Source organism: Pseudomonadales bacterium (genome assembly GCA_024234435.1).
Taxonomy (GTDB): domain Bacteria; phylum Pseudomonadota; class Gammaproteobacteria; order Pseudomonadales; family Porticoccaceae; genus JACKOF01.
In genome coordinates this window covers 1,856,163-1,873,496 of the sequence record JACKOF010000001.1, presented here as the reverse complement: position 1 = coordinate 1,873,496, position 17,334 = coordinate 1,856,163, and the positions used below count along the sequence as shown (strand labels likewise).

Sequence of the window (17,334 nt, the reverse complement as noted above, 5' to 3'; positions counted from 1 at the left end):
TTGCCAGGAACTTAGTTGTTACTGGACTTCGCCAGGTGCGCTTTAAGCATTTTTCCGTGCTTTTTCCGCGCCATCGGTTGTAGAAGTTTGTAAAGCGGTCTAATCAGCCAGTTTGGCAGGTAGCAGGCTCTCTCTTCATAAGCGACTCTGCCTCGAGGGTGGTCCATGAGGTTCGGGTAAGGCATCGGGAACCGGTAATTGCTGCTGTCGGTCCAGAATTCGATTTGATTGATGTGTTTTGCATTTTTGTAACCGTAATGAGCGGGAGCTACCAGTCGCAGTGGTGCACCGTGATCTATTCCTAGTCTTTCGCCGTTAAGCGTATCGGCCAACATAACGTCGTCGGCTAACAGGTCTTCCAATTGCATGCTGACGGCATAACTGTCTTGCCCGCGCAGTACGACAAAATTGTTGCCTTGTTGAGGCTTGGCCTGAGGCACCACAACCTGGTGGTAAAAGTCCGCGAACCTGACGCCGGACCAGTTCAGATTGCGAACGGACCAGGTAGTAACACAATGAAAATCGGAGGTTTGTTCAACTCTCGGAAGGTTATTGAGTGCATCGTTGATGGTAACGGAGTTCTCAACATTACCGGCGATAGAAATTTCTATTTTGCTGAGTTCGGAAGGAAATCGATTTGCGAACAGCCCGAGTCCAAATCGGTCGTAAGAAGGGTGTTCTTTTTGTCCGGGAGGTAAAGGTGATTCGCTATTCATATTAAAGGTCTTCTGTTGTAAAAGTGTGTGGGTTGGGATTAAAAAAGGATGCAGTATTCACACTGCACCCTTTGTTCATTCTCCGCCTGTTATTTGGCCAAACGAGACATTGCCTCTTCATGAGAAATTTGAGGAGTGTCTTTGAACTTCTCTAAATCATTGCGTCGAATGATGGGTTGGTCAGGGCGTGGACACACCAAACCTGTCCCTGGACCACACATGCCTGAGCCGACATTAAAGAACTCAGGGAGGTCTTCAGGGAACGGGTCAGCATTAGCGGTTAATAGTGGCATAGGCAAAACATACACAATAACCTCAATTACCTGACAAAAACCCAGGATGGCCATAAACCGAACAACTGTTTGACGGAAGTTGGATTCTTTACACATGTTGATCTTTTCAACGCCGCGCTCGACCCATGTACGACCTTTATCATCTTTGAAGTACAGTAAAACGCTACATGTTCCGACCCAGCCGCCAAACAGAAGCGCTTCGTAGATGGGGAATTGGTACCAATGCCCACCCCATAAACTGACCGACCGGATAGATCCGGGGTATGCATAAATACCTGAAAAACGAATTAGCAGGCTTTCCAGAACCATATCGGCAACCATTGAACCGAAGATTCCAAGGGCAGCAAGCTTCACATTAGAGATATTGGGGAACCGCTTTTTCGTAAAGCGCATGGTGGCGAGGCCTGTGATTGTCATCCAGGTCAAAAAGCCGGGGTAGCCTCCGGCCCATGCCAATAAAGGCTCGGGCAGTCGATTGCCATGAGGGCTCATCCAGCCGGGTATTTCCCCTGATAAAAAGCCGAGGTTAAAGGCGTAAGCGTTGTAAACACAGCCTTGCTGGATCCAGTTCATTGAAGGATCCCAGAAGATAGCCACAAAAAAAGCACAACCCATTAGCCCCAAGGTATTCGGCTGTCCATTCTGACGAATAGGGGTGATGATTTGTGTCCAAATGAAGTAGGCCCATACCAGGCCCATTCCAATGGTAACCGTCCATACACCGATCTTGAAATTCATTGGAACTTCAATGTGTTCAGGTAAGTGAGTCGGGCCAAAATAGGGTGCGGTAACCCAGTTGAAAATGACATACAGCATAAATGCCAGAAACAGGCAGCCGATAATTGCCCAGGTTTTTACAATGGCGGAGGGGTCGCTACCACTGATGTCTTGTGCCCTGGGGCTAGAAGGGTTATTCCCACTCATAAATACCTCTATGTTTGAATGTTATTGTTATCTGATTATTTGGCTATAAATGTCGCTGGTTGTGTTACCTACCCAAGGATAGGGTTACAAATCAATGGCCTAGCCGGAATTTGAAAAATGGTTGCAACTTTCCTGGTTTGTTTTAATAGTTTTATTTTTCGAATGAATTGCCCGAATAAAAGTAAACTCGGATACTATATTCCATATTGTCTCCATTTTTCAACAAATTAACGTATTTCTTATACTATATTTAGCCTCGCGATTCGGGTTTTTGGCGATGCATTGAATGAGCTTAATATGCTTGACTAATGACGTTATTTATATAATTCTTGCGACTAACAAATAAGTTGCGTGAATCAATGGCTGGAAGGCCGATTTTTTTCACAGCAAAAAAACATACCTGTTTTTTTCTTACCATGTAGTCAGTGTTTGTTTTGTTCTGGTTTCAGGTCTGTGAAGAAATTAGGTGTGGTTTTGGGAACAACTGTGACTAGTTGCTTTTGGGGGAGGTAACAATGCATAAAAACACAGGATTTGATGTTGCTCCTGCCTCGGCTCTAAATTGGCAGGCGGCAAAAAGCCAAATGACTAGAACGACCATTTTAGAGGCAACGTGTGAGTGCATTGCTAAATACGGTTATGCCAATACAACAACTCCACGGATAGCTGATATTGCTGATGTTTCGCGCGGGGCGATGACACATCACTTTAAATCGAGAGAGGACGTTATTTTTGCTGGCGCAGCATATTTGTATCAGAGTCGGCTAGAGGAATATAAGAAATTGATGGCTCAGGCGACTGAAAGCTACCAACAGGTTTCTGGGCGAGATTCAAAGCGCCAAGACGAATTAATGCGACACATTGTTCGAGGGTTTTGGAAATACTTCACTCTTCCTTCCTATTACGTGCATCTGGATTTGATTGTCGCGTCGCGAACAGATCCTAAATTGGCTGCGCATATTGAATATTTGAACCGTGAAGCAGAAAAGGTGGTGCCGCAAATATTTAAGCAGTTCCTGTCGATTTTTAAAAAATCCGATAAAACAGCAGAGCTGGTATTCGATTTGCTGTTTTTTACATTGCGAGGAATGAGTATTAGTTACGTCAACAATCGTAAGCACCTTCGAGTGGAGAATATGCTTGATCATTTGGCTCATGATTGTTTAAACCTTATTAATACTAACGATTGAATAAATAGTTGTAGGAAAGTCCACTTTTATAAATGGATCCATAAAAAAGAAAAGGGGAGGTTTATGTTACTGAAGAAGAGAGGCATCAATAGTTGTAGTTTTACGTTTTTTATTAATTATAAAAATTAGTTATCGAGAGGTTCTTATGTTTAAGAAAAAGATAAATCCGCTATTAATAGCGACTTGTGTTGGTAGTGCCACGCTGTTATCACAAACAGCCTACGCTGCTATCGAAGAAGTGATTGTAACAGCGAACAAAAGGTCAGAAAGCGCCAATGATGTAGGTATATCTATTTCGGCGTTGGGTGGAGATCAAATAAAGGAGCAAAAACTGACATCTTTGGAAGATATTGCTTCGGTTGTGCCGGGATTGGTTTTCTCTCCAAGCACAACTAATACGCCAATTTTTACTCTTCGTGGTATTGGTTTTAACGAAAGTTCATTAGGCGTTTATCCTTCAACCAGCTTGTACATTGATGAGGCCCCGTTACCATTCCCGGCTCTTGCAGCACACGCAGCTTTTGACTTGGAGCGAGCAGAGGTTCTGAAGGGCCCACAGGGTACTTTGTTTGGACAAAACTCTACTGGCGGAGCAATTAACTTTATTTCCGCCAAGCCAAGCCATGAGTTCGGCGCGGGCGGCGATGTCAGCTACAGTCGTTTTAACAAAGTTGAAGTTAACGGTTTTGTTACAGGCGGCTTGACTGATGAATTAGCTGCACGTCTTGCCATAACAAGTGTTAAGGCAGACGATTGGCAGAAAAGTATTTCTCGCGGTGATGAAAACGGCGAAGAAGAGTACACAGCAGCCCGCTTGTTATTTGATTTTGAGCCAAGTGATACCGTTAGAATCAATGTGAATCTAAATGGTTGGACTGATAAATCTGATCCTCAAGCCCAGCAGCTTGCAGGTGTTCGTCCGACAATTCCTGGGGCTGCTAGCCCTGAGCTGATTAACGCACAGTTTGTACCCAAAAATGCCCGAGATGCGGACTGGTCTGTTGCGAGTGCAGCTACGCCTGGCACTATTGAGCCGTTTAAAGGTTCTAAGCCGAGTGCAGATCGCCAGTTTTATCAAGGCATTGTTCGTTTTGATGTGGATCTGAGTGAAAGCGTTACCTTAACGTCGTTAACTACCTACAGTGACTTTGAGCAGGACGTAGTAACTGATGGTGATGGTACTGCGTTGGTGACATTTGACTTGGAAAATATTGAAGGTTCTGTTCAATCATTCAATACTGAGTTGCGCCTTGCAGGTGAAGCCGAAAGATTTAACTGGATCGCGGGTGTGAATTACGATCAGACCGAGACTAATGAAGTCCAGGATCTTCGCTATTTTGATAACTCCAACTACAACGCCACACAACCAACTGTAGACCTCTTCTATCCAGTGTTGCCAGAGTATAATGGTCAACCAGCACCAGGCATTAACTTCAGTGGTGTAGATTTAGATCAGGAAATTGATTCATGGGCAATATTCGGCAACATGGATATTGAATTAGCTTCTATGGTCACTTTGAAGTTGGGTGCTCGTTATACCGAAACAACTATTGATGCAAACGCCTGTAGTTATTCAACAATACTTGGTGGTGTACCACAGTTCTTTAATGTTCTTGGGGGAGTGAGTGGGACCGCTGGAGAGATCGGTGGGTTGCCAGATTGTTACACGTTGAATGATCAAAACCTCCCGGGTGACGCTTTCAAGGATGAGTTGGATGAAGACAATGTAGCGTGGCGTATTGGGCTTGATGTTGATGTGACCGACGATACGTTGTTGTACTTCAATATCTCTCAGGGCTACAAAACGGGTAGTTATCCGGCTTTGGCTGCAGCCCAGTTTAAAACGTTGGCTCCAGTAACCCAAGAATCTAATTTGGCTTATGAGTTAGGTATGAAAACATTGATGTTGGATGGGAACTTGCAGCTTAATGCCGCTTTGTTTCGCTATAACTACGAAGATAAGCAGGTTCGTGGCAAGGTATCCGATATAGTGTTTGGCACATTGGATGCTCTGGTTAATGTACCTAAATCAGAGATTCGCGGAGCTGAGTTCGATGTAACGTATCAACCAACTGATAATTTGACGCTAACTGCACAGATGACATATCTGGATTCAGAAATCAAAAATTACGAAGGTTTTAATATCATCGGCGTTTTTGAAGACTTTAGTGGAGATCGGTTGCCCTTTGCTCCGGAACTCACTTATAGCGTTGGATTAGATTATCGTGTGCCTTTGGATAATGGTGGTGAGTTGTTCTTCGGCGCTAATGTCAGAGGCCAGAGCGATTCGGATGCCGCTATTGGGGGTGATCGTATTTCGTTCCCTAACACTCCTCAAAACAGCTCCTTCCAGAAATATCCTTTCGAGATGGATGGTTACACATTGCTTGACCTTCGTGCAGGCTACGTGACGGAAGACGATAAGTGGAAAATCATGGTATGGGGTAAAAACGTAACAGACGAATACTACTGGACTTCTGTTATCCCTTCATCTGATAACATGGCCCGCTTTGCTGGTCGCCCAGCAACTTACGGTATTACTTTAGGCTATACCTACTAAGCAAAAATCCCGGCGGGGTTCTTTGAGAATCTCGTCGGGCAGCTTAGTTATTCTTAATGGGCGAATCAGGCTATGACTGGCGCGCCTTTTTTTTTGCCCAAAAAAAGCCAAGTACTATCATTTGGTTAGGAGTTTTAGATGACAGAGCTTACTACTGAATACATGGCGGAGAATATCGAGCGGCTGATCTCCAATCCGGATATTCCCAAATGGAATCAAAGTTTCTATTTTAATTTTTATGATCGCCACCAGAAAACAGGGGGGTTCTTTCGAATTGGTGTTCTCGAAAACAAGAAAGAAGTGAACTGTTTCGCTATTTTCTTTCGCGACGGCAAACCGTTGTTTACCCGCCTGAACATGAACTTGCCTTATACGGAAGACCGCTTGGATCCCGGCATGACGGTCGCGGGCATCACCATGAAGGCAACCAAGTCCCAACAAACGGCAATAGTGAAGGTGGAGGCCGAAGACTTCTTTGCCGAACTTGAATGGGATCTGATTCACCCCATGGGTGACAGTATTGCCCTGAGTAATCTGGCAGATGATGACGCGATTGCCCGGGAGTTGTGTTATGTACACCCGGAAGGTTTTTGCAATGTCACCGGTGATATTAAGTTGCGAACGGGCGAAATTATTACCATAAATGACAAAGGGTTTCGTGACCTTAGTGTTGGCCCGCGCAACTGGACTGGGCTGATTCATTATCGGCTGGCTTGGCCCATTTTCGACAATGGCATGGCTTGTGTGGCGGTTCACGGCATCACCACCGGTGGCGACAGTTACCAGAAAATTTTGCATGACGGCGAACGCTGGCTTGCGATTGATAAGGTGGAAGAAAAAATCACTTTTGAAGATGACGATATAGGCTTCAAGCATGTTTTCTGGAAACTGACGGATGAGACAGGCCGTGTTTGGGAATTCACAGGTAAGCCTCTGTTCCGCTGGCAGTTCCCTTATGATTCATTTATGTTCGTCGAGCAAATGATGGAATACACCCTGTCGGATGGCACTAAAGGGTATGGGATGGGGGAGGGTGGCTTCAGTTTTCCCTGGCAAGGGAATGGAAACTAAATAAATAGTCAGTTTTGTCGTAAGTTCGGAGTTTTTTGGCTCGGAGCGATATGCTTGCCTTCCAGGCAGTTCTGCTGGAGGGCTCGGGCGGTAAGGCATATAATGGTAAACGGTGGAGAGGTGTTGGTGTCGGGGAATTACCTTGTCGAGCAACCCATGTTATTTACTACTCAATATTAATCAGGCTTACTTGAACTTCAGATGTCAGCAGATACCGATTTAGACAATGCCTCTCCCGCAAGAGCGACGCTGCATGATTTGCTGGGTTTTTTTTATCCCATTCACTACCGAATTGGTATGGAGCTGGAGCGAAGAACCTGCCAGCAACAGCTTTCGCGTCAGCAGGCAGCCATTATTTGGTTGATTGAATCAGAGGCAGGTTTACATGGCTGGATGCGTCGCAAGCTCATAGAGCAAACGTTAAAAGACTGGTTCGAATCTCGGAATTCGCATGTTACTCAATTATTGCGTGAGTTATCTGAGCCCCCTCTGTCTCTGGTTGCCCAGAAGGCCAACCCGGATTCTGGTCGCGAAAAGCTAGTTTCTCTCACTGATGCCGGGAGGGCTTATTTCGAAAGTATGGTAAATGCAGGGTTGGATTATTTTTCCGAGTTGCTACCTCATTTGGGCGATGAAGAGCTGAAAGAAGGAATGAAGTTTTTGGCGCGCGCTTTTGGGCCTCCAACCCTGAGCCATACAAAAAAATAAATAGTTAAAAAATTTAACAGTATTGACAAGCCTGATCAGAATAATGAAAATGGACAGCGAATCATAGCTGTCAGTCTGCAGCAAATATTTTTATTACTACATAAAAAATACAATAGGAGGGAGATAATGAGCCCCACAAACCCATTACCACACTTAAGTAACGACGAATATTTTAAATACTGGCGTGGCTGCGCCTTGATGGGCCCAATATTTTTGGGAGCTTTTCTTCTTTGCTGGGGAATGCTCGGTTACAACATTCCGCCTATTCCTGCCGACTGGACAGCCGACCAAATGGCGGAGCACTTCCGCACGCATTACAATGAAGTAAGAGCGGGCATGTCTGGGGCAATGTTATTTGGTGTTCTGTATCTGCCGATGACTCTGGCTATTACCAAAGTGATGCACTGGATTAACCCAAATAAGAACGATATGGCCGCGACGCTACAAATGTGGGGAGGCGGGCTTACCGTTGTGCCGCTTGTTACCTCTTCGGTGTTCTGGTTGACGGGATCCTACCGTCCTGAGGATTTACCTCCCTGGATGTTACAAATGCTTTACGACCAGGGCTGGTTGTTGATTGATATGTTTTACGCGATTACCACTATTCCTATGGTGGCTATTGGTGTTGCTGGTTTAACTGATCAGCGGGCTGAGCGTTTGTATCCTCGTTGGGCTTGCTGGTTCTCGATCTGGGCTGGTATCAGTTTCTTGTTCGAATTGTTAATGCCATTCTTTAAAACAGGTCTGTTTGCTCGCCAGGGTTGGCTGAACTTCTGGGTCGAGTTTATCGTCTGGTTTGTTTACATTGTCGTTATCAGCTACTACACATGGAAGGCTGTTCCTCGCTTAAAAGAAGAACGCACCGCTTTACTTGCTAACGCTAGCTGATATTGCACAATGACAGATTTTCAATTGCCAGAAGCGCCCGATAAGGGCGCTTCTTCCGTTAAAGATGAGCTCATCGCCGGTATACATTTTTTTATCGTTGCAGATATTCTGGTTTTTGCCGCGCTGTTTGTCGGGTTTATGGTTGAGCGCTCTGCAGATGTTGAGCTGTTTAACCAGTCAGCAAATCTTCTCAATGCCTGGGTCGGTATTACCAATACTCTGATTTTGGTGACTAGTGGTTTGTGTGTGGTTTTGGCTGTGGATTCAGCTCGTCAGGGTAAGACGGCTCAAACAAGGCTTTGGTTGGTCGCTACCTTTGTTATTGGTGCAGGTTTTGGTGTCAGTAAGATCATGGAGTATAGCGATAAGATCTCACATGACATCACCATGCACACTAATGGCTTTTTCATGTTTTATTACGCTCTGACGGGAGCCCACTTTCTGCATTTTATTGGTGGTATGGGCGCGCTGGCTTTTATGTGGTTTCAGACCGGAAAAGAAGCAGTGGATGGAAAGCTTTTTGGTACTCTGGAATCGGTAGCCCTTTATTGGCATATGGTTGACTTGCTCTGGATATTTATTTTTCCGCTGTTGTATTTGTTGGGTGCCTAATATGAGTCATTTGCTTACTAAACACATCTCTCCCATGAATGCGCTTGTTGTCTGGTTGTTTCTTGTTGTTGCCAGTTTGTGTACGGGTTGGCTCGGTGAGCATCATGGCCTTTTTGGCCGTTGGACAGTAGCCGCAGTGATGATTGTTGCGCTGCTAAAAGCTCGGGCCATTATTCTTTATTACATGGAAGTGAAACACGCGCCCATCAAACTGCGCCTGATCTTTGAGGTGTGGGTGTTCGTGACACCTGCACTGATTTACGGATTCTGGCTGGCTCAAGGTGGTGTCGCGGGTTAACACCGCAGCTGTTCGGGGTGAGCCCGTAAAACTTTACCGTGTGTCGCTTGTTCGTGATTTATCCTGACTCTGGCGAAACTGTTGTGGTGTAACATTATGCCAGCGTTTGAACGCGCGCCTAAAGCTCGAACTATCGTGGTAGTTTAGAATCGCGGCGATGGCCTCTACCGTTAAATCAGTATCTCTAAGATAGTCCGCAGCCAGATTGGCGAGAATTTCTTCTCGTAAAACGCGAAAGGAGCTTTCCTCAGCATCGAGTCTGCGTGCCAATGTTCGTTTGCTAATGAAGCTCAGCCTAGCTGCGGCTTCTTCATTGAGCTTTCCTGGTGGGTGAGAGAGTAGTAGCCGTCGGATATGGTTGGTGGTTTTGCTTGCTGTGTTGTCCAGTTGCTCCAGCATTTTTTGGCACTGCGTGAGTGCAAACTCATAACTGCGGTGATCCGCGGCTACATTTGGGGTGTACAGTAGTTTCGCAGGGATCGTCAGCTTGCTTTCTTTGGCGTTGAAGCGAATAGGGCAATGAATGAAGTCCCGGTAATCTTTGTGATACGAGGGTTTTGGATAGCTGCAATAAAGTTTGCCTTCGCGGAATTGCTTGCCGATTACAAATTCAATCAGTGAAATTAACGACAGGCTGAAGCACTCCAGAATGGTGGGATACATCGTTTCACGGCCTGGAATTTTTATATCAAAAAAACAGGTCAGCTCTCGCTCTGTAAGTTCGGTTCTCAAGATTGTGATGTTGGAGCGTGCGGGTAGAAAAACCTGAAAATCCGTAATGGCGGTTAACAGACTGGGGCTGCTATTGGCCAAAAAACCCAATGGGCCGTGGGTAGGTGGGGTGAGCGACTGTCCCATGTTGAGCCCAAAACCATCATACCCGGAAAGCTCAACTGCATTGGCGATCAGTTGTAATTGTTGTTCACCGCTCAGCAGCGTGGCATCGTCCAGAAATTGCTGCCGACTGATGCCCGTTCCTTGAAGCAATATCCACAAATCTTTCTCTTGCAGGTTGAGCTGGCGGGCCATCGCCCGCGAATAACTAATGGCTACTGCCGATTGAGTGCGTTGGTTTTTTGGGGCGGGGTTATCCATGATCAATGATGGAGCCTATATTTTTTGATGGTATTGTGGCAAAAAATGCCCCCATATTGTCGTTTTATGTCCTGATCGATGCCGATGTTAGCTTATAGCATGTGTTCAAACAATGATAACTATCAACGGATAAAATCTTGGTGCTGCATTAACTTTGGGTGGATAGCTGGTTATAGCGCATCAGAAACACATTGAAGAGCTGAGGAAAAAACAATGACTGCAACCCTGCACAGTAAAAGCTATGTGGATAGCTTGCCTCTCGAGGATATTGATGTCAGCAAAACAGAGCTTTTTGAGCAAGAGGCACTGTACCCTTATTTTGAACGACTGCGTCGTGAAGACCCTGTTCACTACTGCAAAGACAGCCTCTACGGTCCTTACTGGTCGGTGACCAAATACAAGGACATTATTGAAATTGATACTAACCATAAAGTCTTCTCATCGGATGTAAGTCAGGGCAGTTTTGTACTGGATGACACCACACTGAATGCGGTAGAAGGTGGTATCGACCTGCCCAACTTTTTGGGGATGGATCCACCCAAACACGACGTACACCGGATGGTGGTAAGCCCTATCGTTGCGCCGCAGAACCTCATGAACTATGAAAAGCTGATTCGTGAAAGAACTCAGGGAGTACTGGATGACTTGCCCGTGGGTGAAACATTTGACTGGGTGGATGAGGTTTCCATCAAACTGACAACCATGATGCTGGCGACGCTACTGGATTTTCCTTTTGAAGATCGCACCAAACTTACTCGGTGGTCTGACATCATTACGACACGTCCGGGCTACGGGTTGGTTGATACCTGGGAGCAGCGGACCACAGAATTGTACGAATGCCTGGAGTACTTCAAGCGGATTTTCCATGAAAGGCAGAACCTGCCGCCCAAACCGGATCTGATTTCCATGCTGGCTCACTCAGAGGATATGAGCGACATGAGTGATACGGATTTTCTGGGCCTGCTGGCGCTGCTGATTGTGGGCGGGAATGATACTACTCGCAGCTCTATGTCGGGCGGTGCTTACGCCTTTAGCCTCAACCCGGAGGCTTTTACTCGTCTGAAAAATGATCGCAAGCTACTGGCGACAGCGATACCGGAAACTGTGCGCTGGCAGACGCCTATTGCGCATATGCGTCGCACAGCGCTGCAGGATTTTGAGTTCAAGGGCAAGCAAATCCGCAAAGGCGATAAAGTCGTGATGTGGTACTTGTCGGGTAACCGTGATGACGAGGCGATTGAAAGGCCCATGGACTTTATTATTGATCGGCCTAAAGCACGTCAGCATTTGTCATTTGGTTTTGGTATTCACCGTTGCCTGGGTAATCGCCTTGCTGAGATGCAGTTACGCATTCTTTGGGATGAGGCGTGCAATCGTTTTTCAAGAATTGAAGTAACCGGCGATCCCGTGCGCGTACCTTCGAATCTTGTGCATGGTTATCTGGAACTACCTGTAAAACTACACGCTTAACAGCAAGAATATTGATCAATTCAAAGCGCTCTTTTTAAGAGAACTATTTAAGAGAGCTACTTAAGAGAACTATTTTGAGAGGATAGTCATGCCAAAAGTGACATTTATTACCGCCGATGAAGAAACGTACAACGTAGAGGTAGACGAAGGTTCTACTGTGATGGAAGCGGCCATCAATAACATGGTGCCCGGTATTGATGGTGACTGTGGTGGTGCAGCAGCATGCGGCACCTGTATGGTTCATGTTGATACAGCCTTTGTGGACAAGGTGGGTGGCCCTGCATCAGATATGGAATCGGAGATGCTTTCACTGACCGATGATGTTTCCGACACCAGCCGTCTTGGTTGCCAGATTACAATCACAGATGAGATGGACGGGCTGACGTTACGTCTGCCACGCGCCCAGCACTGAGTATCAGAAATGAAAACTTTCAACTCGCCAGACTACGTGATAGTCGGCGGAGGCTCCGCTGGTTGCGTGTTGGCAAACCGGCTTTCCGCCGACCCTTCGGTCAACGTGTTACTGCTGGAAGCTGGAGCCAGAGATAGCAACCCGCTGTACAGGGTTCCGGCCGGTTTTTTTCCGCTGATGATGTCAGGCAAGGGAAACTGGAATTACGAAACAACTCCTCAGGCCGGTTTGGGGGGGCGCACAGCGTATTTTCCGCGCGGTAAGGTGTTGGGTGGTTCCAGTGCAATTAACGGTATGGTGGTGTCGCGAGGCAACTCGGGCGATTACGACCGATGGGCAGAGCTTGGCAATGCCGGTTGGTCATTTGCTGACTGCCTGCCTTATTTCAAGGAAATTGAAAACGTGCCAGGAGGCGACCCGGCCTACCGGGGTGTTGGTGGACCTGTTGACGTGACCTTTGTTCAACAAGAACAGATGAACCCATTTGCTCGTGCCTGGATGGAAGCGGGGCAGCAGGCCGGCCTGCCGTTTAATCCGGACATGAATGCTGAAACACCTTATGGTGTTGCTCAGATGCAAGGGAACTACGCTAATGCTCGGCGTCAAAGTGCGTCTGCTTGCTACCTAGCGCCAGTTGCAAAGCGAGCCAACCTCACTGTGAAGTCGAAAGTACTGGTTACTCGGGTAATTGTCGAAAACGGCTGTGCTTGCGGTGTGGAGTACCTTTATAAAGGTACCCGTCATACTGTTTATGTGAATCGGGAAGTGATTTTATCCGGTGGGGTGGTTAACTCACCACAGCTATTGCAGCTGTCGGGCATTGGTGATCCCGAAGATATTGAACGACACGGCATTCAGATGGTTCACGAGCTACCTGGTGTGGGCAAAAACCTCAAAGACCACCTGGCCATTTCGGTTAAACAACGTTCAACCCGGCCTTACTCACTGCTTGCCACATTGAAGCCTTTGGCCATGCTCAAAACAGTGAGTGAATACCTGTTGTTCCGTTCAGGCGATGCGGTGAAAGGGCCGCTGGAAGCCTGGGCTCACTTGAAGACAGAGCCGCAATTACAATACCCGGATATACAGGTTTACCTCGTTCCTCTGATGTATAACGACCACGGTCGCGACATTATTCAGGAGGAAGGTTTTATGGCGGTATTGAATAGCTGTCTGCCGCGCAGTGTTGGATCTGTAGCCATACGCTCGGCTGACCCCGCGCAGCACCCGGTTATTGACCCGCAGTATTTGAGTGACCCGGATGATTTACGAGTGATGCGTGAAGGTATTCGCCAGGTTCGACATATTTTTGCCCAGTCCGCCTTTGATGATTGCCGGGGCAGTGAGTATGCGCCGGGTGAAGCTGCTGATACAGATGACGCGCTCGATAACTACATTCGCCGTAACGCGAACTCCCTTTACCACCCGGTGGGCACATGCAAGATGGGCAATGACACCGACGCTGTTGTTGATCAGAACCTCTGTGTACATGGGGTTGAAGGACTGCGAGTTGTCGACGCCTCGATTATGCCGGAAATCATCAGCGGCAATACTAATTTTCCGACCATGATGATCGCCGAAAAAGCGGCAGATATCATCCGCCAATAAAAAGGAACAAATCATGTTAATGCGAACACCTTACGGTGAAGATCACGAAATGTTTCGTGACAGCGTCAAGAAAATGTATGCCAAAGAGCTGTTGCCAAAGCGCGAGCAGTGGGAAGAAAACGGCATTGTCGATCGGGACTTCTGGCTGGCCTGTGGTGCCAACGGATTGTTGTTACCGGATATCCCCGAAGAGTACGGTGGTGGTGGTCAGGATTTTCGTTTCAATGCCATTGTGCTAGAGGAAACGTCGTTTGCTGGCACAACCGGCCCTGCGTTTGGTGTTCACAATGACATTGTGGCTCACTATATCAATAATTACGCCGGTGAGTCGCTTAAACAACAGTGGTTACCAAAGATGGCATCTGGTGAAGCCATTGGTGCTATTTGCATGTCTGAGCCGAGTACCGGTAGTGACCTGAAGGCACTCCGTACTAAAGCTACTCCAGTTGATGGCGGCTTTTTGATCAACGGTTCCAAAACTTTTATTACCAATGGTATCAATGCCGATGTCGCTGTTGTTGCTGCACGCGTTGGTAATGACGAAGGGGCCTCGGCCATTTCCCTGTTTGTGATAGACGCCAAAACAGAAGGTTTTGTTAAGGGTCGCAAGCTCGACAAAGTGGGCAATCGTTCTTCCGACACGGCGGAGCTCTTTTTTGAAGATGTTTTTGTGCCGGAAGAAAACCTGATCGGTGGGCAGGGCAACGGTTTCAAACTGATGATGCAGGAGTTGCCGCAGGAGCGTTTGTCTATATCTATTTCCTGCCAGGCTGCTGCTCAGCATGCGTATGACATTACGCTGGATTATGTCGAACAGCGCAGGGCTTTCGGTAAAGCAATTAAGGATTTCCAGAACACCCGCTTTAAGCTGGCCGAAATTAAAACCCAGTTGCAGGTTGGCTGGGCACATCTGGATGCCTGCATCATGGCGCAGATTAACAAACAGCTAACAACCAATGAAGCGGCCTCCGCCAAACTCTGGCACTCGGAGTTGCGGGGTAACGTGGTTGACGCCTGTCTCCAGCTTTTTGGCGGTTACGGTTATATCGAGGAATATGAGATTGCCCGTCTGTGGCGCGATGCCCGGGTTATGCGTATCTATGGCGGGACATCAGAAATCATGAAGGATCTGATCAGCCGCTCTATCTGAGCGCTTGATTGCTAACCGTGCCGTAATACAACAATGACAAGCCGACCTGTCGGCAATGGGGAGAAGAAGAATGACTGACCTGTTAAAGGCCTTGCGTGGAAGGATTGACAAAGATCATCCCTCACCAGAATGGATTGCGGCGTTGCAGCGTCAGTTCGCCGTTGAAAAGTCGGTGGACCGATTGCTGACCCGAAAGCTTGAACGCAGAGCCGGGCCCGGATATGTGCCAGCTAGTCTCGAGCGGTTGAGCCTGGGGGTGAAAGCGTTGGTCAAAGCGAGAACTGGCAAGGATTATGCTATTTCTGATGAGCGCTGGTTGTCAGGTGGTGCCTCTAAAATTCAGATGGCTTTCACGCTGGATTGGGATCGCCCAGGTATTGGGAGAGAGCAGACGCCGATGGTGCTGCGTATGGAACCGGCGGAGTCAATCGTTGAAACCAGCCGGTTGCGAGAGTTTCAGATTATCAAGGCTATGGAGGGCATAGTACCGGTGCCCCCGGTCTTTTGGTGTGATGAAGATGGCGAGTATTTGCCGTACCCCGCGCTAGTGTATGGCTTTGCCGAAGGTGTTACCAAGCCTGCGGCTGCAACCAGCGGTGTCTCCGGTGCAGGAACGACATTGCCTGAAGAGGTAAGAATCAAGCTGGCCCCCCAGTTTATTAATCACTTGGCGAAAATACATAATTTTGACTATAGCCAAGCTGATTTAAGCGCCTTTGAAATACCCAAACCTGGCACCCAGTGTGCCGCGTGGGGCGTAGACTGGTGGGAGCGGGTTTGGGAGGAAGATGGCGATGAGGAGATTCCGCTGCTTCGTATTGCTGCTGTCTGGTTGAGACGCAATTTGCCACAGCTGGATAAACCGACGCTGGTGCATTCTGACTATCGGCTGGGAAATTTTCTGTTTACTGAACGTAATTGTGAAATAACCGCATTACTTGACTGGGAGTTGGGGCGTATTGGTGACCGGCATCAGGATCTGGCGTGGACGACCAGCAAAGCTTTCGCGACTATGGACCCGTCCGGAAAGACACCACTAGTGTGCAGCATGTTGCCGGAGGCTGAGTTTTTCGAGGCCTATGAGAAGGCATCCGGCTTCAGTGTCGATCCCAAAGCGTTGCACTGGTACAAGGTTTATAACAACTTCAGCCTGGCCATTTTGATTATCGGTTCTGGATACCGGGTGGCGCGCAATGCGAAAACCCATCAGGACGTGTTGCTCTCCTGGTTAATGGGTATCGGTTATATGGTGCTGGACGAAATGCGCTCTCAAATAGAGCAGGGGGTATAACAATGCAGTTACGAAGTGAAATACAGTTGGCCACCATGATGCGGTCAATGAAAGATGTGGTTATTCCTGCGATTGAACCCGGTAATCAACTCGCTCAGGAACAGGCACAATTGATTATGGGAATGCTGAATTTAATGTCCCGTCAGTTGCCACTGCAATATCGCTTCGATCGCGACGAGCTTACGCGGTTGATCGACTATACCGACAGGCTTGCCACACACGGCGGCCAGAACCCCTCATTGAAGAATGATTTTCAGGCATTGTCCCAGGCCGCAGAGTCTGCCCGGCAGCTACTGTCAGGTTGCGGTACAGATCCCGCAGAGCTTCACCGAGCAATTAAGCAGCTACGCGAAAATATCAGTGAGCTGGTCAAGTCTGTTTCGGCAGTTGGCGATGACACGTTGATGAGCAGCATTGAGCCGGTGATTCTTGAACTGTCTCGTGAGCAGCTGTTAAGGGACCGGTCGCTGCTGCTTGATCAGGGCTGGGAACCGGAGCCGGAAAGTATTCCGGATATTGAAACTCTGCTTTCTGCAGATTGAGATGCCTGCCATGTCACATTATGAAGAGACCATTGAGCAGTGCCTGGAGCTGGTTGCGCAGCGAAGCGAGAATATTGCGCCAATGGTTTACCAGTATTTTTTCTCGCGTCACCCTGAAGCGGAAGTATTGTTCGGCATTGACGACTACGACGCCTATAAGAATGAGATGGTGGTGAGCCTGTTGCAAGAGTTGATGAACTTTTCTACAGGTGATGTCTACCGGGAAAATATTCAGCGCTGGATTCTTGACCACAAGGCATATGGCGTCACGTTGCCCATGTACAGCACTATGCTGTCGGCGTTAGCACATGCCATGAAGGAGCTGTTGGGGGCCGACTGGACTGCAGAGATGTCGGAGGCATGGCAAGCTCAGTTCAATGTGTTGGAGCCTTTTTTAACTAGAATTTACAGTGATGGTTTTTCCATTGCCTGACCAGCCCAAAACAGTCGTAGGTCGTGTTTTTCCGGAGACTGTTTGAGCTTTGGGGGGCTGGTTTGTTTGTCAT

Annotated in this window: 17 protein-coding genes; 14 read left to right on the top strand and 3 right to left on the bottom strand. The window is 47.6% G+C overall.

What is annotated here, in order from left to right; all coding sequences use genetic code 11:
* Nucleotides 1-11: 11 nt before the first annotated feature.
* Entirely contained in the window at nt 12-716 is a 705-nt protein-coding gene (locus H7A02_08645) for a molybdopterin-dependent oxidoreductase (GenBank protein MCP5172318.1), read from the bottom strand.
* A gap of 89 nt (nt 717-805) precedes the next feature.
* Entirely contained in the window at nt 806-1,933 is a 1,128-nt protein-coding gene (locus tag H7A02_08640; protein MCP5172317.1) for a spirocyclase AveC family protein, read from the bottom strand.
* A gap of 515 nt (nt 1,934-2,448) precedes the next feature.
* Between H7A02_08640 and H7A02_08635 the strand changes: the two genes are divergently transcribed.
* The 7 genes from H7A02_08635 to H7A02_08605 all read left to right on the top strand — a co-directional run bounded on the left by H7A02_08635 (nt 2,449) and on the right by H7A02_08605 (nt 9,260).
* Nucleotides 2,449-3,123: a TetR/AcrR family transcriptional regulator gene (locus H7A02_08635; GenBank protein ID MCP5172316.1), complete on the top strand. Its 675-nt coding sequence runs from the start codon at nt 2,449-2,451 to the stop codon at nt 3,121-3,123.
* Between the two features lie 145 nt (nt 3,124-3,268).
* Entirely contained in the window at nt 3,269-5,683 is a 2,415-nt protein-coding gene (locus tag H7A02_08630) for a TonB-dependent receptor (GenBank protein ID MCP5172315.1), read from the top strand.
* 138 nt (nt 5,684-5,821) lie between these two features.
* Nucleotides 5,822-6,754, top strand: coding sequence for a hypothetical protein (locus H7A02_08625; protein ID MCP5172314.1), 933 nt, complete (start codon nt 5,822-5,824; stop codon nt 6,752-6,754).
* Nucleotides 6,755-6,955: 201 nt separating this feature from the next.
* A complete protein-coding gene (locus H7A02_08620) occupies nt 6,956-7,462 on the top strand; it encodes a winged helix DNA-binding protein (GenBank protein MCP5172313.1) in 507 nt (168 codons plus the stop codon).
* Nucleotides 7,463-7,588: 126 nt separating this feature from the next.
* On the top strand, nt 7,589-8,350 hold the full coding sequence (locus H7A02_08615; protein ID MCP5172312.1) for a hypothetical protein: 762 nt from the start codon (nt 7,589-7,591) through the stop codon (nt 8,348-8,350).
* Between the two features lie 9 nt (nt 8,351-8,359).
* Nucleotides 8,360-8,962, top strand: coding sequence for a cytochrome c oxidase subunit 3 (locus H7A02_08610; GenBank protein ID MCP5172311.1), 603 nt, complete (start codon nt 8,360-8,362; stop codon nt 8,960-8,962).
* A 1-nt stretch (nt 8,963) separates the two neighbouring features.
* Nucleotides 8,964-9,260, top strand: a complete 297-nt coding sequence (locus tag H7A02_08605) for a cytochrome C oxidase subunit IV family protein (GenBank protein MCP5172310.1) — start codon at nt 8,964-8,966, stop codon at nt 9,258-9,260.
* Between the two features lie 33 nt (nt 9,261-9,293).
* Here H7A02_08605 and H7A02_08600 read toward each other — a convergent pair whose 3' ends face one another.
* Nucleotides 9,294-10,355: an AraC family transcriptional regulator gene (locus H7A02_08600; GenBank protein ID MCP5172309.1), complete on the bottom strand. Its 1,062-nt coding sequence runs from the start codon at nt 10,353-10,355 to the stop codon at nt 9,294-9,296.
* 213 nt (nt 10,356-10,568) lie between these two features.
* On the opposite strand from H7A02_08600, the gene H7A02_08595 reads away from it, so the two are divergent.
* The 7 genes from H7A02_08595 (at nt 10,569) to H7A02_08565 (ending at nt 17,261) form a co-directional block, all read left to right on the top strand.
* Nucleotides 10,569-11,825 (top strand): cytochrome P450, encoded by a 1,257-nt coding sequence (locus H7A02_08595; protein MCP5172308.1) that lies wholly within the window; start codon nt 10,569-10,571, stop codon nt 11,823-11,825.
* 88 nt (nt 11,826-11,913) lie between these two features.
* A complete protein-coding gene (locus tag H7A02_08590) occupies nt 11,914-12,237 on the top strand; it encodes a 2Fe-2S iron-sulfur cluster binding domain-containing protein (GenBank protein ID MCP5172307.1) in 324 nt (107 codons plus the stop codon).
* Nucleotides 12,238-12,246: 9 nt separating this feature from the next.
* On the top strand, nt 12,247-13,845 hold the full coding sequence (locus tag H7A02_08585; GenBank protein ID MCP5172306.1) for a choline dehydrogenase: 1,599 nt from the start codon (nt 12,247-12,249) through the stop codon (nt 13,843-13,845).
* A 13-nt stretch (nt 13,846-13,858) separates the two neighbouring features.
* Nucleotides 13,859-14,995 (top strand): acyl-CoA dehydrogenase family protein, encoded by a 1,137-nt coding sequence (locus tag H7A02_08580; GenBank protein ID MCP5172305.1) that lies wholly within the window; start codon nt 13,859-13,861, stop codon nt 14,993-14,995.
* A 70-nt stretch (nt 14,996-15,065) separates the two neighbouring features.
* Nucleotides 15,066-16,286: a phosphotransferase family protein gene (locus tag H7A02_08575; protein MCP5172304.1), complete on the top strand. Its 1,221-nt coding sequence runs from the start codon at nt 15,066-15,068 to the stop codon at nt 16,284-16,286.
* Between the two features lie 2 nt (nt 16,287-16,288).
* The gene (locus H7A02_08570; GenBank protein MCP5172303.1) at nt 16,289-16,828 is read left to right on the top strand and encodes a hypothetical protein; all 540 of its coding nucleotides are present in this window, start codon (nt 16,289-16,291) and stop codon (nt 16,826-16,828) included.
* Nucleotides 16,829-16,838: 10 nt separating this feature from the next.
* On the top strand, nt 16,839-17,261 hold the full coding sequence (locus H7A02_08565) for a globin (GenBank protein MCP5172302.1): 423 nt from the start codon (nt 16,839-16,841) through the stop codon (nt 17,259-17,261).
* The last annotated feature ends 73 nt before the right edge of the window (nt 17,262-17,334 follow it).

Bases quoted from the DNA above. Each gene is read 5' to 3' on its own strand.
- H7A02_08630 (MCP5172315.1), top strand. From the start codon at position 3,269: ATGTTTAAGAAAAAGATAAATCCGCTATTAATAGCGACTTGTGTTGGT.
- H7A02_08645 (MCP5172318.1), bottom strand. From the start codon at position 716: ATGAATAGCGAATCACCTTTACCTCCCGGACAAAAAGAACACCCTTCT.
- H7A02_08595 (MCP5172308.1), top strand. From the start codon at position 10,569: ATGACTGCAACCCTGCACAGTAAAAGCTATGTGGATAGCTTGCCTCTC.
- H7A02_08570 (MCP5172303.1), top strand. From the start codon at position 16,289: ATGCAGTTACGAAGTGAAATACAGTTGGCCACCATGATGCGGTCAATG.
- H7A02_08580 (MCP5172305.1), top strand. From the start codon at position 13,859: ATGTTAATGCGAACACCTTACGGTGAAGATCACGAAATGTTTCGTGAC.
- H7A02_08605 (MCP5172310.1), top strand. From the start codon at position 8,964: ATGAGTCATTTGCTTACTAAACACATCTCTCCCATGAATGCGCTTGTT.
- H7A02_08615 (MCP5172312.1), top strand. From the start codon at position 7,589: ATGAGCCCCACAAACCCATTACCACACTTAAGTAACGACGAATATTTT.
- H7A02_08565 (MCP5172302.1), top strand. From the start codon at position 16,839: ATGTCACATTATGAAGAGACCATTGAGCAGTGCCTGGAGCTGGTTGCG.
- H7A02_08640 (MCP5172317.1), bottom strand. From the start codon at position 1,933: ATGAGTGGGAATAACCCTTCTAGCCCCAGGGCACAAGACATCAGTGGT.
- H7A02_08585 (MCP5172306.1), top strand. From the start codon at position 12,247: ATGAAAACTTTCAACTCGCCAGACTACGTGATAGTCGGCGGAGGCTCC.
- H7A02_08610 (MCP5172311.1), top strand. From the start codon at position 8,360: ATGACAGATTTTCAATTGCCAGAAGCGCCCGATAAGGGCGCTTCTTCC.
- H7A02_08625 (MCP5172314.1), top strand. From the start codon at position 5,822: ATGACAGAGCTTACTACTGAATACATGGCGGAGAATATCGAGCGGCTG.
- H7A02_08590 (MCP5172307.1), top strand. From the start codon at position 11,914: ATGCCAAAAGTGACATTTATTACCGCCGATGAAGAAACGTACAACGTA.
- H7A02_08575 (MCP5172304.1), top strand. From the start codon at position 15,066: ATGACTGACCTGTTAAAGGCCTTGCGTGGAAGGATTGACAAAGATCAT.
- H7A02_08620 (MCP5172313.1), top strand. From the start codon at position 6,956: ATGTCAGCAGATACCGATTTAGACAATGCCTCTCCCGCAAGAGCGACG.
- H7A02_08600 (MCP5172309.1), bottom strand. From the start codon at position 10,355: ATGGATAACCCCGCCCCAAAAAACCAACGCACTCAATCGGCAGTAGCC.
- H7A02_08635 (MCP5172316.1), top strand. From the start codon at position 2,449: ATGCATAAAAACACAGGATTTGATGTTGCTCCTGCCTCGGCTCTAAAT.